The following is a 13,300-nucleotide window of genomic DNA, read 5'->3' as shown; positions in this document are numbered from 1 at the left end:
ACCCCCCTCGGGCCGCCCCCAGGCCGGCCCGCACATGAAGGAGAAAGCGTGCCCCGAGCACTCCGCGCAAGCGCGCTCGCCCTGGTCCTGCTGGCGGCCGCCTGCGACTCCGGCGGGTCGTCCGGCGGCGGCACCGGATTCGCGCTGTCACCGTCGACACCCTCGGCCAAGGGGGACATCGCGTCGTTCTCCTGGGGGCTGTACGCCGAGCCGCCCGGACTGGACTACGCCACGGCGTTCGACTACCCGCAGAACGAGATCCTCTCCAACGTCTGCGAGAGCCTGATGCGCTGGACCCCTCAGCTCACCCTGGAACCCGGCCTCGCGCAGGAGGTACGGAGACCGGACCCGCTCACGTTCGTCTACCGGATCCGGCCCGGCGTGAGGTTCCACGGCGGCGGGACGGTGACGGCCGACGACGTCGTCCACAGCCTGAACCGGCATCGGGACCCGGCGGTCGGCTCCACCTGGGTGTCGGCCTTCGAGCACGTCGCCTCGATCGCCAAGAGCGGGCCGCTGGAGGTCACGGTCAAGCTGAAGAGCCCCGACGCCCTGTTCCCGCAGTGGATGGCGACGTCCGCCGGGACCGTGGCCAGCGCGAGATCCCTGAAGTCCGAAGGGACCAGGTTCGGCACTCCCGACGGGAAGGTGGACTGCACCGGACCGTTCACGCTGGGGCGCTGGAACAAGGGGCACTCGATCGAGGTGGACCGGTTCGACGGCTACTGGGGCAGGCGGGCGCGCTCCGGCAAGGTGATCTTCAAGATCATCACCGATGAGAACGCCCGCACCAACGCCCTGCTCAACGGCGACACCGACGGCGGCTACCTGCTGAACCCCAACAGCTACGCGAAGCTGAAGGGCGGCGGCGGCCTCTACTTCGGCCGCGGCGCCACGACCGTCAACCTGAACGTCACCAACCTCAAGGGCACGCTCGGGGACGTCCGCGTCCGCAAGGCCCTCTCCCTGGCGCTCGACCGCAAGGGCTTCGTCAAGGCCGGGCTGCAGGGCAACGGCGTCCCCACGAGTTCGCTGGTCACCAAGGACGTCTGGCCGCAGGGCGTGGACGGCGGGACGGGACTGCCGTCCCCGGAGACCGACATCGCCGCCGCGCGCAGGCTCGTCCAGGACGCGGGCGCGGTCGGCAGGACCGTCACCGTCGCGACCAGCCAGATCGGCCCGGACGTGTCGCTGCTCGCGACCGCCGTCCAGGCGGCCGGTACCCGGATCGGCCTCAAGGTGGACCTGAGGACGGTCGCGCCGGACGCGTTCACCGCGCTGTTCTCCGACCCGAAGGCGCGTGAGGGCATCGACGCGTTCCCGGAGACCTACTACCTGTCGGTCACCGATCCGCTGAGCATGTACAGGATCTTCCGGACCGGGCAGTTCGAGAACTACCAGGGCTTCTCCGACCCCGCCTACGACCGGGCCGTCGACGCGGCCGACACGGAGTACGACCCGGTGAAGCGGGCGAGGCTCACCCAGGAGGTGCAGCGGCTGGAGAGCCGGCAGTACCTGTGGATCCCGGTCGCCGAGTACCCGATGTCGCTGTTCCTCAACAAGCGGATCACCGGCGCGCCGACCTCCATCGCGTTCATGTACTACCCGTGGGCCGCCGACGTGGGCGCGGCCCGGTGATCGGATTCCTGGCCAGGCGGCTGCTGGAGTTGGCCGGGACGCTGGCGGTCGCCTCCTTCCTGGTCTTCGGGGCGGTCTACCTGGCTCCCGGCCGTCCGGAGACCTTCCTGCTCGGCGGACGCGGCGCCAGCCCGCAGCTGCTCGCCGCCATCCGCTCCCAGTACCACCTGGACGACCCGTTCCTCGTGCAGTACGGCCGCTGGCTCGGCGACGTGCTGACCGGCCGCTTCGGGGAGTCCGTCCAGTACCGCAGCTCCGTCCTCGGGCTGGTCGGGTCCCGGCTGCCGACGACCGTGACCCTCATCGGCATGTCGCTGGTGCTGGTGCTGGTGTTCGGCATCGCGCTGGGCTGGCTCGGCGCGGTCCGCGGCGGAGCGGCCGACTCGGGCGTGCTGGTCGGCACGTCGCTCGCCCTGGGGACGCCCTCGTTCGTCGCGGGCGTCGTCATGCAGTCGTACCTCGCCATCAGGCTGCACTGGTTCCCCGACCAGGGCAGCGGAACGGGCTTCGCCGACCTGCTCTACCACCTGGTGCTGCCCTCGATCGCGCTCTCCCTCTACTGGATCGGCATGCTCGCCCGCGTCACCCGGACCGCGATGCTCGACGTGCTCGGCCAGGAGCACGTCACGGTCGCCCGCGGCCGCGGCGTCCCCGAGCGGCAGGTGCTGCGCCGGCACGTGTTCCGCAACGCGCTCGGCCCGATCGTCACGACGGCCGGCCTGATCGTCACCGGGCTGGTGATCAGCACCGTCCTGGTCGAGGCGGTCTTCACGCTGAACGGCGTCGGCGCGTTCCTGGAGAAGTCGGTGACGGTCAAGGACTTCCCCGTCGTGCAGGCCGTCGCGCTGCTCATCGTCGCGGTCTTCGTCCTGGTCAACCTGGTCGTGGACCTGCTCTACCCGTTCATCGACCCGCGCGTCGCCCTCGGCGCGCGCGAGGGGGACGCATGAGGCTCTACCGGACCTGCCTGGTGTTCGCCGGGGCGCTGGTGCTGATCGCGCTGGCCGCTCCGCTGCTCGCCCCGCACGACCCCAACGGGGTCGACCTCGGCGCGGCGGTCTCCGGCCCGTCGGCCGTCCACCCGTTCGGCGCGGACGGCTCAGGCCGCGACACGCTCTCGCGCCTGCTGATCGGCTCGCGGACCGCGTTGCTGGGGCCGATCGGAGTGGTGGTCTTCTCCACCGTCGCCGGGGCGGCGGTCGGGGTCGCGGCGGGCTGGCGCGGCGGGTGGCTGGACACCGTCCTGTCGCGGGGGAGCGAGCTGCTGCTGGCCTTCCCCGCGCTGCTCGTCGCGATGCTGTTCGTGGCGCTGTACGGTCCCGGTCTGCTGACTCCGGTGGTCGCGCTGTCGCTGGCCTACCTGCCGTACGTCTCCCGCCTCGCGCGCGGTCTCACCGTCAGCGAGAAGCGGCGTCCCTATCTGGACTCCTACCGTGTGCAGGGATTCTCCGGCCTGGCGATCTGCGTGCGGCATCTGGTGCCCAACATCGCCCCGACCGTCCTGGCGCAGTCCACCGTGAACTTCGGTTACGCGCTGCTCGACCTCGCCGCCCTGTCCTACCTGGGCCTGGGGCTGCCGCCGCTCACCCCGGACTGGGGAGCGATGATCAACGACGGCCAGGACGCCATGATGCAGGGCCACTTCCTTCCCGCCGTCATCCCCTGCGTGGCGATCGTGCTGACCGTCGTCGCGTTCAACGTGGTCGGCGGGGCCTGGGCCGACCGGATCTCCCGGAGGGCCGCATGACCGTCCTGTCCATCGAGGACCTGCGGCTGGAGCTGCCCGGCGCGTCCCGTCCGGTGCTGGCCGGGGTCGACCTCGAGGTGCGCCAGGGGCAGACCGTGGCCCTGGTCGGCGAGTCGGGCTCCGGGAAGAGCCTCACGTCGCGCAGCGTGCTGCGCCTGCTTCCGCCCGGCGCCCGGGCCGGCGGGGCCGTGCGGGTCGCGGGCGAGGACGTCCTGGCGATGCCGCCCGCCCGGCTGCGTGAGCTGCGGTCCCGCCAGGTGTCGATGGTCTTCCAGGACCCCAGGGCGGCCATCAACCCGATGCTGCGTGTCGGCGCGTTCCTGACCGAGAGCCTGCGCGCCAACCTGGGCGAGTCGAAGGCCGGGGCGCGCGCCCGGGCCGTCGAGATGCTCGAGGCGGTCGGCCTGACCGACCGCGTGCTCCGGCAGCACCCCCACCAGCTCTCGGGCGGGATGCTGCAACGCGTCATGATCGCGGCCGCGCTGCTGGCCGGTCCGGCGCTGCTCCTGGCGGACGAGCCGACCACGGCGCTCGACGTGTCCACGCAGGCCGAGATCGTCGCGCTCCTGGCCGACCTGCGCGAACGGTTCGGCACCGGCCTGCTGTTCGTCACCCACGACCTGGGACTGGCCGCCGCGATCGCCGATCACGTCTACGTCATGTACGCCGGACGGATCGTCGAGCACGGCACCGCCGAGACCGTCTTCGCCGCGCCCCGCCACCCGTACACCAGCGCCCTCCTGGAAGCGACTCCGTCGCTGGCGCAACCGGACCGCCGGCTCCACGCCATCCCGGGACGGCCTCCGGACCTGCGCGCCGAGCTGACCGGCTGCGCCTTCGCACCCCGCTGCACGAGGGCGACCGACGAATGCCACACGACCGTCCCCGTGGGCCAGGTCGCCTGCCATCATCCCGGAGGTACGCATGCTTGAGGTGAACAACCTGGTCAAGCGGTACGGCGGCCTGCTCGCCGTCGACGACGTCTCCTTCGCCCTCGAGGAGGCCGGCTCGCTCGGGATCGTCGGCGAGTCCGGCTCCGGCAAGACCACGACCGCGCGGATCATCGTCGGCCTGGAACGGGCCGACTCCGGGCGGATCGCCGTCGACGGCGCGCCCCCGCCCCGACGCGACCGTCTCCGGCGCGCCCGCCAGATCCAGATGGTCTTCCAGGACCCCTACCTGTCCCTCGATCCCCGCGTCCCGGTCGGCGCCGCCCTGCGGGAGACCCTCCGCCTGCACTTCCCGGACTCCGACCATCCGGCCCGCGTGGCGGAACTGCTGGAACAGGTCGGTCTCGGCCAGGATCAGGCGGCCAGGCTGCCCCGCCAGCTCTCGGGCGGGCAGCGGCAGCGGGTGGCGATCGCCCGGGCGCTCGCCGTGCGGCCGTCGGTCATCGTGCTGGACGAGGCGGTCGCGGGCCTCGACGTGTCGGTGCAGGCGCAGATCCTCAACCTGCTGGCCGATCTGCGTGCCGAACTCGGCGTCGCCTATTTGTTCATCACGCACGACCTGGGTGTCGTCCGTGCCATCACCGACCAGGTGCTGGTCATGCGCCACGGCCGCGTCGTCGAACAGGGCGGCACGGCGCGGATCCTCGCCGCTCCGAGCCACCCCTACACGCGGCTGCTGCTCGACTCGGTGCCGCGGCCCGGCTGGGACCCGGCGGGCGTCGCCGCGGCCCGGAGGGCACTGCCGTCCACTCATCCGGAAGGTTCCGATGCATCTCACCCCGACCGAACGTGACCGCCTGCTGTTGTTCACCGCCGCCGAGCTCGCGCGTTCCCGGCGGGCGCGGGGGCTGCGGCTGAACGTCCCGGAGACGATCGCGCTGGTCGCCGACGCGGCCTGCGAGGTGGCGCGCGACGGCGGACGGCTGGACGAGGCGGTCGCCGCCGGACGGTCGGTGCTCGGGCCGGGCGACGTGCTGCCGGGGGTCGCCGACTGCGTGACCGAGGTACAGGTGGAGGCGGTCTTCGAGGACGGCACGCGGCTCGTGGTGATCCCCGCCCCGGTCGGCGGCGGCCTGGTCGCGGACGAGCCGGACGAGCCGGACGAGCCCACCGCGCCGGTCTTCGAGGACGTCGTGACGGTGCGGGTGGAGAACACCGGCGACGTGCCGATCGGTGTCACCTCGCACTTCCACTTCTTCGAAGTGAACCCCCGGCTGCGGTTCGACCGCCGCCGCGCCTACGGACGCCGTGCCGCCATCGGCGCGGGCGAGACGATCCGGTTCGACCCCGGCGCGACGGTGGAGGTGGGGCTGACCCCGTTCGGGGGCGCTCGGATGATGGTCGGGTTCGCCGGTCTGGTGGACGGCCCGCTGGACGCGGACGGCGCGCTGGAACGCGCCATGGAACGGGCGATCGCGTGCGGATACCTGCACGTCGACCAAGAGGAGGAGGAACTGTGAGCTACGCGGCGGTGCACGGGCCGACGACCGGGGACCTGGTGGCGCTCGGCGACTCCGGGCTGCGGGTCCGGGTGGAGGCCGACGCGCAGCGGCCCGGTGAGGAGTTCCTCGCGGGCTTCGCCAAGACCGCCCGGGACGGCATGCACCTGAAGGCCGCCACGGTCCGCGACACGTGCGACCTGGTGATCAGCAACGTGCTGGTCATCGACGCGCTGCTCGGCATCCGCAAGGTGTCCGTCGGCGTCCGGAAGGGACGGATCAGCGCGATCGGGCGCGCGGGCAACCCCGACACCCTGGACGGCGTGGACGTCGTCGTCGGGACGGGGACGACCATCGTGTCCGGGGAAGGGCTGATCGCCACCGCCGGGGCGATCGACACGCACGTCCACCTGATGTCGCCGCGGATCATGGAGGCGTCGCTGGCCTCGGGAGTGACGACGATCATCGGGCAGGAGTTCGGGCCCGTCTGGGGCGTCGGCGTGAACTCCCCGTGGGCGCTGCGGCACGCGTTCGACGCGTTCGACGCCTGGCCCGTCAACATCGGCTTCCTGGCGCGCGGATCGTCGTCCGCCCCCGGCCCGCTGCTGGAGGCCCTCGAAGGCGGCGCGTGCGGGTTCAAAGTGCACGAGGACATGGGCGCGCACACCCGGGCCCTGGACACCGCGCTGCGCGTGGCCGAAGACCACGACGTGCAGGTCGCGCTGCACACCGACGGGCTGAACGAGTGCCTGTCGGTGCAGGACACCCTCGCCGTCCTGGACGGGCGCACGCTTCACGCGTTCCACATCGAGGGGTGCGGCGGCGGGCACGTGCCCAACGTGCTGACGCTGGCCGGAAGGCCGAACGTCATCGGCTCGTCCACCAACCCCACCCTGCCGTTCGGCCGGGACGCCGTCGCCGAGCACTTCGGGATGATCGTGTCCGCCCATGGCCTGAAGACCGACCTGCCCAGCGACGTGGTGATCGCCCGCGACCGCATCCGCGCGGGGACCATGGGCGCCGAGGGGGTGCTGCACGACCTCGGCGTCATCGGGATCACCTCGTCCGACGCCCAGGGCATGGGCCGCGCGGGGGAGACGGTCCGCCGGACGTTCGCGCTGGCCGGACGCATGAAGGAGGTCCTGGAGGCCTCACCGGGCCCCGACGACAACGAACGGGTGCTGCGCTACATCGCCAAGCTGACCATCAACCCCGCCCTCGTGCAGGGAGTGGCCGACGAGATCGGCTCGATCGGCGTCGGGAAGCTCGCCGACATCGTGCTGTGGCAGCCGGAGTTCTTCGGGGCCAAGCCGCAGCTGGTCCTCAAGGCCGGATTCCCCGCCTGGGGCGTGACCGGCGACCCGAACGCCTCCACCGACCTCTGCGAACCCCGCGTCCACGGGCCGCTGTTCGGCGGGCACGGCGCGACGGCCGCCGACCTCTCCGTGGCGTTCGTGGCCGGGTCCACGGGCAGGGACGCGCTGACCACCCGCCGCCGCCGTGTCGCCGTCCGCGGCACCCGCGGCATCGGGCCGGCCGACCTCGTCCGCAACAGCCGCACGGGCCTGACCGAGGTGGCCCCGGACACCGGACGGGTGACCTTCGACGGCCGGCCCGTCCACGCCCCGCCCGCCGACCGGGTGTCCCTCGGCCGCCTCTACTTCCTGTAGGAGAGGTCAGTCCAGTTCGACGGCGATCGCGTCGCGCATCAGGTCGCGTGCGCGGTCCAGGGTCAGCGTCCCGCTGAGCCAGCGCTGGCTCAGGCCTTCCACGAAGGCCGTGAGGCGTTCGGCGGCGGCCACCGGGTCGGCGTGGTCGGAGGCCCGCGTGACGAGCTCGGCGATCTCGGCGACCCACTGCCGTGTCGCGTCGCGGAGCTGCTCCTGCAGGTCCTCGTGGAAGACGGCACTGGCCCGCAGCTCGCCCCAGGCGGTGCTGTTCTCCCGGACGTCCGGGACGTCCTGCATCTCCAGCAGAAGGGTCTGTTCGAGCTCCTCGCGCGCGGTTGCGGCGCGCGGACGATCCTCGGTCGTGTAGTCGGACGCGCGGTCGCTGACGTACTCCAGCGTCTGGCGCAGCAGCCCGGCACGATCCTTGAAGTAGTAATAGAGGAGAGTGGTCGACACTCCCGCCTCCGCGGCGAGCTTCTCGACGCGCAGCCCCCGCACGCCGTCCCGCGCGATGCTCCGGGTCGCCGCCTCCAGGATCGATTGCCGTCGGTCCGTCACGGGTCGCGACGGTACCAGATACGATATTGACTGAAAGTTTGGTCAGCCGAGCGGAGTGATCCTGTGTCGGAGCGTCAGCGGCTCATCCTGTCGGCCGCCGTCCGCGTCATCGCCCGCGACGGCGTGCGGGGCCTGCGGATGGAGGACCTCGCCGCGGAGGCGGGCGTGTCCACCGCGCTGATCTACTACCACTTCAAGAACCGCGCCGGACTGCTGCACCGGACGCTGGAGTACGTCAGCGAGCGGGCCGGACGCTACACCGACGAGGCGATCGCCCCCGGCACCGACCCCCGGACGCACGTGGAACTGCTCCTGCTGCACGAGCTCCAGGACACCCCGGCCATCCGCGAGAACAGCACCGCCTGGGGCGAACTCCGGGCGAGCGCCACCTTCGACCCGGTGCTGCGTGAGCCCGTGCGCACGGCGACCGCCGAATGGGTCGGCGACATCAGCGGCCTGATCGACCAGGCCATGATCGAGGGACAAGTGGCCCCCCACGTCTCACCCGAGGGCGCCGCCGAACGCCTGACCTCCCTGGTCGAAGGCCTCAGCGAACGCTGGCTGAGCGGCACCCTGATGCTGGACCGCGCACAGAGCCTGCTGCGGGACGCGATCGCCCTCGAACTCGACCGCGCCCCTCGGCGGTAGCGGCGGCGCGCACCGCGTCACCATGCAGGAAATCAGGCCCTGATGGTGAGCCTCGTGGCCCGGTCGGGCCACGAGGCTCACCGTTCCCTGCCCTTACCGGACGGTGTCGGTGAACTCTGTTCTCGCTCCGGCGAGCACCACGCACGTCAACGAGGTGGCGATGATCATCTCTGCCCAGAGGAAGGCGGCGTAGTCCACCAGGCAGCCGAAGGGAGGGGTTCCGGGAGCGGTGGTGCGGAAGGCGGCCAGGGCGAACAGCGTCGCCGCCATCCAGCCGAGGGCGGCCCAGACCAGGCCGCGGCGGCGGGAGACCAGGAACCAGGCGGCGAGCACCACGGCGCCGGCCAGCGCCCACATGGCGGCCATCATGAACAGCGCGAACAGCAGGACGCTGGTCGTCCGCTCGATGCCCACGTCGAAGGAGGCCGCACCGTCGATCTGCTCGGCCGCCACGTCCTCGGTGAACAGCGGGTCACGGCCGACGAGGGTCATGCTGACCGGCACGGCGGCGCCGCCCGCCTGGGCGGCGACCTCGATCAGGGTTCCGTAGGCGTCGAAGGGATAGTCGGCGACCGACCCGCCGCTCAGCGACACCGGCACGTCCACGCTGGAGATGCGGGCGTGCGCGGGGAAGCGCAGGTCGCCGCGGACGGACGCGGACGTGAGAAGCGCCAGGTCGGTGGTCGGTGCCAGACCGCCCGACTCGCCCAGGTCGCCGCGCGGCACGACCAGAAGGCGCAGGGTGAGCTGCCCGGCGGTCGCGTCCACGTGCTGGATCGAGGCTCGGATGTCGATGCGGTTCGGAGCGGTGCTGACGGCGGCGTGGCGCACGCCGAGCGCGCGGCGCTCGTCGATCTGGAGCCAGGTGCCCAGGACGATCGCCGCGACCACGGCCACGCCGGCCGCGACCGCCAGTAGGCGCCGGATCATGACATCCCTCCGCTGTTCCAGCGTGGTCTGCCCGGTGCGTCCCACGTCCCAACGGAGCCCACGCGATTGTTTAGTTCCGCTTGGGCATCTGCTGGGTGGAGCAGTGGATGCCGCCTCCGCCTTCGCCGAGGGTGTCGACCGGAACCTGGACGACCTCACGGCCGGGGTACAGCTCCTTGACGATGGCGGCCGCGTCCTTGTCGGCCTTCTTGTCGCCGAAGCGGGGCAGGATGACGCCGCCGTTGACGACGTAGTAGTTCACGTAGGTGGCCAGGAAGCCTTCGCCCCGGCGGCCGATGTCGACCGGTTCGGGCAGTTCGACCAGTTCGAGCTTCTTGCCGCGGGAGTCGACGGCCGAGCTCAGCACCTTGTGCGCCTGGTCGTAGGCGGCCGTCCAGACATCCTGGGGGGCGTCCTCGGGCGGGGTGCTGACCACCACGACGCCGGGTTCGGAGAACCGCGCCAGCGCGTCGATGTGGTAGTCGGTGATGTCCTTGCCCTTGACCCCCTTCACCCAGATGAAGGTGGTCGCGCCGACGGTCTCGCTCAGTGCGCGCTCGATGTCGGCCCGGGACTTGCCGGGGTTCCGGTTGTCGTTGACGAGTGAGCTCTCGGTGGCCATGAGCGTCCCGGCGCCGTCCACCTCGATCGAGCCGCCCTCGGCGACGATCGGGGCCTGGATCCTGGTGACGTGTTCCCTGGCCAGGATCCGGCGGGCGACGTTCCTGTCGCGGGAGTGCTCCTGCTTCCCGCCCCAGCCGTTGAAGTTGAAGTCGACCCCGGCGATGTCCTTGCCGGAGAGCACGAAGGCGGGGCCGGTGTCGCGCGCCCACAGGTCGTCGACGGGGATCGGGACGACCTCGACCTGGGAACCGCACGCGCGCTGCGCGGCCTCGACGTCCTGGGGATTGGCGAGCAGCACCACGGGCTCGAAGTCGCCGATCGCGCGGGCGATGCCGGCGATGTCCTCGCGCACCGCCGCCGTGTCGGACTTCCAGATCAGCTCGGTCGGCCACGACATGAAGGTCCGCTCGTGCGGATGCGTCTCCTCCGGCATCAGCCACTTGGCCTTCCCCGCCGACGTGCTCGGCCCCGAGGCGCTCGTCCCCTCGACACCGGTCGGGGACGAGCCACAGGCGCTCAGCGCGCCACCGACAGCAGCCAAGAACGCCCCCTGAAGCGCCTGACGTCGCGAAACCCCCACAACCATCCCCCTGACTGAAAATTCCATCAGGACCTGACCATACCTGACCGACCAGGTAATCGAGGACGGCGCGCCAGGGCATGTCGGAACGCCACCCGGTCGGGCGTCTGCCTGCCGGAGGCGCATCCCGCTTTGTCCCAGCCCGCCGATGAAGCCCACCGGTCCGTCGTCGCGAAACGTCGCGTGGAGGAGCGGGTGAGGGGGGAGGCTCGCGGCTGTCGGCAGTGTCAGTCGGGCTGCAGGGCGCTCAAGGTGAGAGTGACGAGACGGTCCACCCCCGCGGCGGAGCCGGCGGAACCTGCGGCCGTGAGCGCGTGGAGGCAGAAGTCGGCGAGCTCGTCCGGGCCCGCATCGGTACGCACGTGTTCCGCCTGGACGCCTTCGTCGATGAGATCGCGGAGGAAGTCGCGCAGGCGCCGCACGGCGTCGTCGACATGAGGGCCGCTGTGAAGGAGGACGGCGAGGTCGCCCGCGCGGTGCGCAGCCGAATGGAACTGGATCATCGCGTAGGTGTGCAGGACCGACCGGAGACGGGTCGCGACCGGCTCGGCCGGGTCGGCTGCGGCGGCCAACTGGGCGAGATGGTCGTTGACCTGGCGTTCATGCCAGGCGGTGAGCACGGCCTGAAGGTCGGGGAAGTACTTGTACAGCGTCGCCCGGCCCATTCCGGCGCGTTCGGCGATCCGCGACATCGTCAGGGCGGCCAGGCCGCGTTCCCCGACCAGGACGGCGGTGGCGTCCAGTGCGGCGTCCCGCACGGCGTTGCGGTGCGCGTCGATGGTCTCGTCCCACAGCTTCGGCACCACGCAAGCATACACATCGTTGATAACGAAGACACAGTGATGTTGACAGAGACACTCTGTATCGATAAATCTGAGATTGCGGGACGAGAGAGCCCGCTCGACGACCCGGAGGTGTGGGATGCCCGTCCTGGAAGCAGCGGTCGAGACCGATCGGGCGAGCCGCTATCTCGTCCAGTTCTGCAAGCACGCCGAGAAGATGGGGAGTGGCGGTCACATGCCGAAGACGCATTCGCGTGCGGGGGTCTCGCGCGATGACGTCCAGGTGTCCGCGCGGTGGTCCGACGACGGCGGCACCGTCACCTTCGTCCCATGGGGCACCTGCACCCTGACCGCGGGGCCGGGAACCCTCGGCCTGAGAGTCGAGGCGGACACCGAGGACGGCCTCCGTCGGATCCAGGACATCGTCTCCCGCGACCTCGAACGCTTCAGCCGCCGCGCCCCGCTCGCCCTGGTCTGGCGGCGGCCCGACGATCCGCGGATCGACCAGCACGACCCGGACGATCGAACCGTGCGTCCCGCTGGACATCGGCGCGGTCGTGCCCCGGCCATCGTGCTCGCGGTGGGCGTCATCGCCGTGGCCGCGCTCCATCTGGGGCTGGCCGGAGCGATCGGCGCCGGCTCCCATTGGACCGGGACGGCCACCAACGTGGTCGTCGGTCTGGTGGTCGTGAAGGTTGCACTCATCGCTGCGGGACACTTCCGCCTCCGCCACCGCCGCGCCGCAGGACGGTCATGAGCACGCTGCCAGCGCCGAGCGCCGAGCGCCGGACGTCCCGCATGTCACTTTCGAGGCGCCCAACCGCGGTGACCGCACCTTCCTGGTCAGGAAGCATCGCCAACGGCCGTCGGCCGGAACGCTGGACGGCGCCGGCTCGCAAACGTCGTTGACCGGTCGGTGTCGCTTGACGGGTGGGTTGCGGTCAGATCGTCGGGCTATCGGCGCGATGGCGTGAGGGCGTTCAGGGCCGTTTGCATCGTCTGGTTGAGCGCGTGCGCGTCGGCGCCGTTGCGCGAGCGCAGGTTGATCCCGTAGGCGAGCAAGGCGAGCACTTCCGCGGTGGAGCGGGGCGTCGTGCCGGGGGCCAACTGTCCCAATGACCGGGCGGTGGTGAGCGCCTGGGTCAGTGCCTGGCACAGCTGCTGGTGGTGCCGGTCGAGAATGGCACGCACCTGCGTATCGGCGTTCTGCGCGGTGAGGTTTTGTGTGGCGGCGTGGGCGTTGGCGACCATGCAGCCCCAGCGGGCGAACGGTCCGGTGCAGCGCGCGGTGACCAGTTCGGAGAAGAAGTCGGCGATCGCGAGCAGGCCGCGCTCGTCTTCGGCGAGGCGCTGGAACGTCGGCTCCGAGCGTTGCTCCACATAGCGCTGCAACGCCGCGAGGTAGAGATCGTGCTTGCCGCCGAAGGTCGCATACAGGCTGGAGCGGCTGAGGCCGGTGGCCGACACGACGTCCTGGATGCCGGTGGCCTCCGGCCCCTGCCTCCAGAACAGCCGCAGGGTCGTCTCCAGCGCGGCGTCGGGGTCGAAGTGCTTGATGTCGGCCATCGCCACCTCGCTATCTTGGAACGACCTTTCCAAGATAGTAGTCGTGGTGTCATGCTGACGCCATGCCGTACCCCCGCCCCCCGGGGCGGACCCGCCGTTCCACCAGGGCGGTCGCACCTGGCGACGACGGAGTGCCGCTCGTTCATCGCCCTGCGACTTTCGCCTGCC

14 protein-coding genes are annotated in these 13,300 nt (G+C 71.3%); 9 read left to right on the top strand and 5 right to left on the bottom strand.

Annotation, left to right across the window (positions count from 1 at the left end; all coding sequences use genetic code 11):
- Positions 1-48: 48 nt before the first annotated feature.
- From EBO15_RS09620 to EBO15_RS09590, 7 genes are read left to right on the top strand one after another with little or no spacing between them, the layout of a single operon-like run.
- Positions 49-1,638 (top strand): ABC transporter substrate-binding protein, encoded by a 1,590-nt coding sequence (locus EBO15_RS09620; RefSeq protein ID WP_199744430.1) that lies wholly within the window; start codon positions 49-51, stop codon positions 1,636-1,638.
- Complete coding sequence (locus tag EBO15_RS09615) at positions 1,635-2,588, top strand: ABC transporter permease (RefSeq protein ID WP_122194050.1); 954 nt, start codon at positions 1,635-1,637, stop codon at positions 2,586-2,588. The genes EBO15_RS09620 and EBO15_RS09615 overlap by 4 nt, the downstream gene beginning before the upstream one ends.
- Complete coding sequence (locus EBO15_RS09610) at positions 2,585-3,385, top strand: ABC transporter permease (RefSeq protein ID WP_122193984.1); 801 nt, start codon at positions 2,585-2,587, stop codon at positions 3,383-3,385. The genes EBO15_RS09615 and EBO15_RS09610 overlap by 4 nt, the downstream gene beginning before the upstream one ends.
- On the top strand, positions 3,382-4,317 hold the full coding sequence (locus tag EBO15_RS09605) for an ABC transporter ATP-binding protein (RefSeq protein WP_122193983.1): 936 nt from the start codon (positions 3,382-3,384) through the stop codon (positions 4,315-4,317). The genes EBO15_RS09610 and EBO15_RS09605 overlap by 4 nt, the downstream gene beginning before the upstream one ends.
- Complete coding sequence (locus EBO15_RS09600; RefSeq protein WP_122193982.1) at positions 4,310-5,128, top strand: ABC transporter ATP-binding protein; 819 nt, start codon at positions 4,310-4,312, stop codon at positions 5,126-5,128. The genes EBO15_RS09605 and EBO15_RS09600 overlap by 8 nt, the downstream gene beginning before the upstream one ends.
- Complete coding sequence (ureA, locus tag EBO15_RS09595) at positions 5,103-5,795, top strand: urease subunit gamma (RefSeq protein WP_122193981.1); 693 nt, start codon at positions 5,103-5,105, stop codon at positions 5,793-5,795. The genes EBO15_RS09600 and ureA overlap by 26 nt, the downstream gene beginning before the upstream one ends.
- On the top strand, positions 5,792-7,444 hold the full coding sequence (locus tag EBO15_RS09590; protein ID WP_199744429.1) for an urease subunit alpha: 1,653 nt from the start codon (positions 5,792-5,794) through the stop codon (positions 7,442-7,444). The genes ureA and EBO15_RS09590 overlap by 4 nt, the downstream gene beginning before the upstream one ends.
- A gap of 6 nt (positions 7,445-7,450) precedes the next feature.
- On the opposite strand, the gene EBO15_RS09585 is transcribed toward EBO15_RS09590, so the two are convergent.
- On the bottom strand, positions 7,451-8,002 hold the full coding sequence (locus tag EBO15_RS09585) for a TetR/AcrR family transcriptional regulator (RefSeq protein ID WP_122193979.1): 552 nt from the start codon (positions 8,000-8,002) through the stop codon (positions 7,451-7,453).
- Positions 8,003-8,065: 63 nt separating this feature from the next.
- On the opposite strand from EBO15_RS09585, the gene EBO15_RS09580 reads away from it, so the two are divergent.
- Positions 8,066-8,650 (top strand): TetR/AcrR family transcriptional regulator, encoded by a 585-nt coding sequence (locus EBO15_RS09580; RefSeq protein ID WP_122193978.1) that lies wholly within the window; start codon positions 8,066-8,068, stop codon positions 8,648-8,650.
- Between the two features lie 93 nt (positions 8,651-8,743).
- Here the strand turns inward: EBO15_RS09580 and EBO15_RS09575 are convergent, their stop codons facing one another.
- From EBO15_RS09575 to EBO15_RS09565, 3 genes are all read right to left on the bottom strand, one after another.
- Entirely contained in the window at positions 8,744-9,580 is an 837-nt protein-coding gene (locus EBO15_RS09575) for a DUF4436 family protein (RefSeq protein WP_122193977.1), read from the bottom strand.
- A 70-nt stretch (positions 9,581-9,650) separates the two neighbouring features.
- Positions 9,651-10,745, bottom strand: a complete 1,095-nt coding sequence (locus EBO15_RS09570; protein WP_199744428.1) for an agmatine deiminase family protein — start codon at positions 10,743-10,745, stop codon at positions 9,651-9,653.
- Positions 10,746-11,011: 266 nt separating this feature from the next.
- On the bottom strand, positions 11,012-11,587 hold the full coding sequence (locus EBO15_RS09565; protein WP_122193975.1) for a TetR/AcrR family transcriptional regulator: 576 nt from the start codon (positions 11,585-11,587) through the stop codon (positions 11,012-11,014).
- A 118-nt stretch (positions 11,588-11,705) separates the two neighbouring features.
- Here EBO15_RS09565 and EBO15_RS09560 point away from each other — a divergent pair, with 118 nt between their 5' ends.
- Positions 11,706-12,323 (top strand): DUF2218 domain-containing protein, encoded by a 618-nt coding sequence (locus tag EBO15_RS09560; RefSeq protein WP_122193974.1) that lies wholly within the window; start codon positions 11,706-11,708, stop codon positions 12,321-12,323.
- 197 nt (positions 12,324-12,520) lie between these two features.
- On the opposite strand, the gene EBO15_RS09555 is transcribed toward EBO15_RS09560, so the two are convergent.
- Positions 12,521-13,132, bottom strand: coding sequence for a TetR/AcrR family transcriptional regulator (locus tag EBO15_RS09555; protein WP_122193973.1), 612 nt, complete (start codon positions 13,130-13,132; stop codon positions 12,521-12,523).
- Positions 13,133-13,300 lie beyond the last annotated feature (168 nt).

It is taken from the genome of Actinomadura harenae (assembly GCF_003696215.1).
Taxonomy (GTDB): Bacteria; Actinomycetota; Actinomycetes; order Streptosporangiales; family Streptosporangiaceae; genus Spirillospora; species Spirillospora harenae.
Note: the sequence above shows the minus strand (reverse complement) of the source record. Positions and strands in the feature narration are given on the sequence as shown.

Excerpts from the sequence above, each read along its gene's own strand:
- EBO15_RS09605 (WP_122193983.1), top strand. The coding sequence starts at position 3,382 with ATGACCGTCCTGTCCATCGAGGACCTGCGGCTGGAGCTGCCCGGCGCG.
- EBO15_RS09600 (WP_122193982.1), top strand. The coding sequence starts at position 4,310 with ATGCTTGAGGTGAACAACCTGGTCAAGCGGTACGGCGGCCTGCTCGCC.
- ureA (WP_122193981.1), top strand. The coding sequence starts at position 5,103 with ATGCATCTCACCCCGACCGAACGTGACCGCCTGCTGTTGTTCACCGCC.
- EBO15_RS09575 (WP_122193977.1), bottom strand. The coding sequence starts at position 9,580 with ATGATCCGGCGCCTACTGGCGGTCGCGGCCGGCGTGGCCGTGGTCGCG.
- EBO15_RS09555 (WP_122193973.1), bottom strand. The coding sequence starts at position 13,132 with ATGGCCGACATCAAGCACTTCGACCCCGACGCCGCGCTGGAGACGACC.
- EBO15_RS09560 (WP_122193974.1), top strand. The coding sequence starts at position 11,706 with ATGCCCGTCCTGGAAGCAGCGGTCGAGACCGATCGGGCGAGCCGCTAT.
- EBO15_RS09610 (WP_122193984.1), top strand. The coding sequence starts at position 2,585 with ATGAGGCTCTACCGGACCTGCCTGGTGTTCGCCGGGGCGCTGGTGCTG.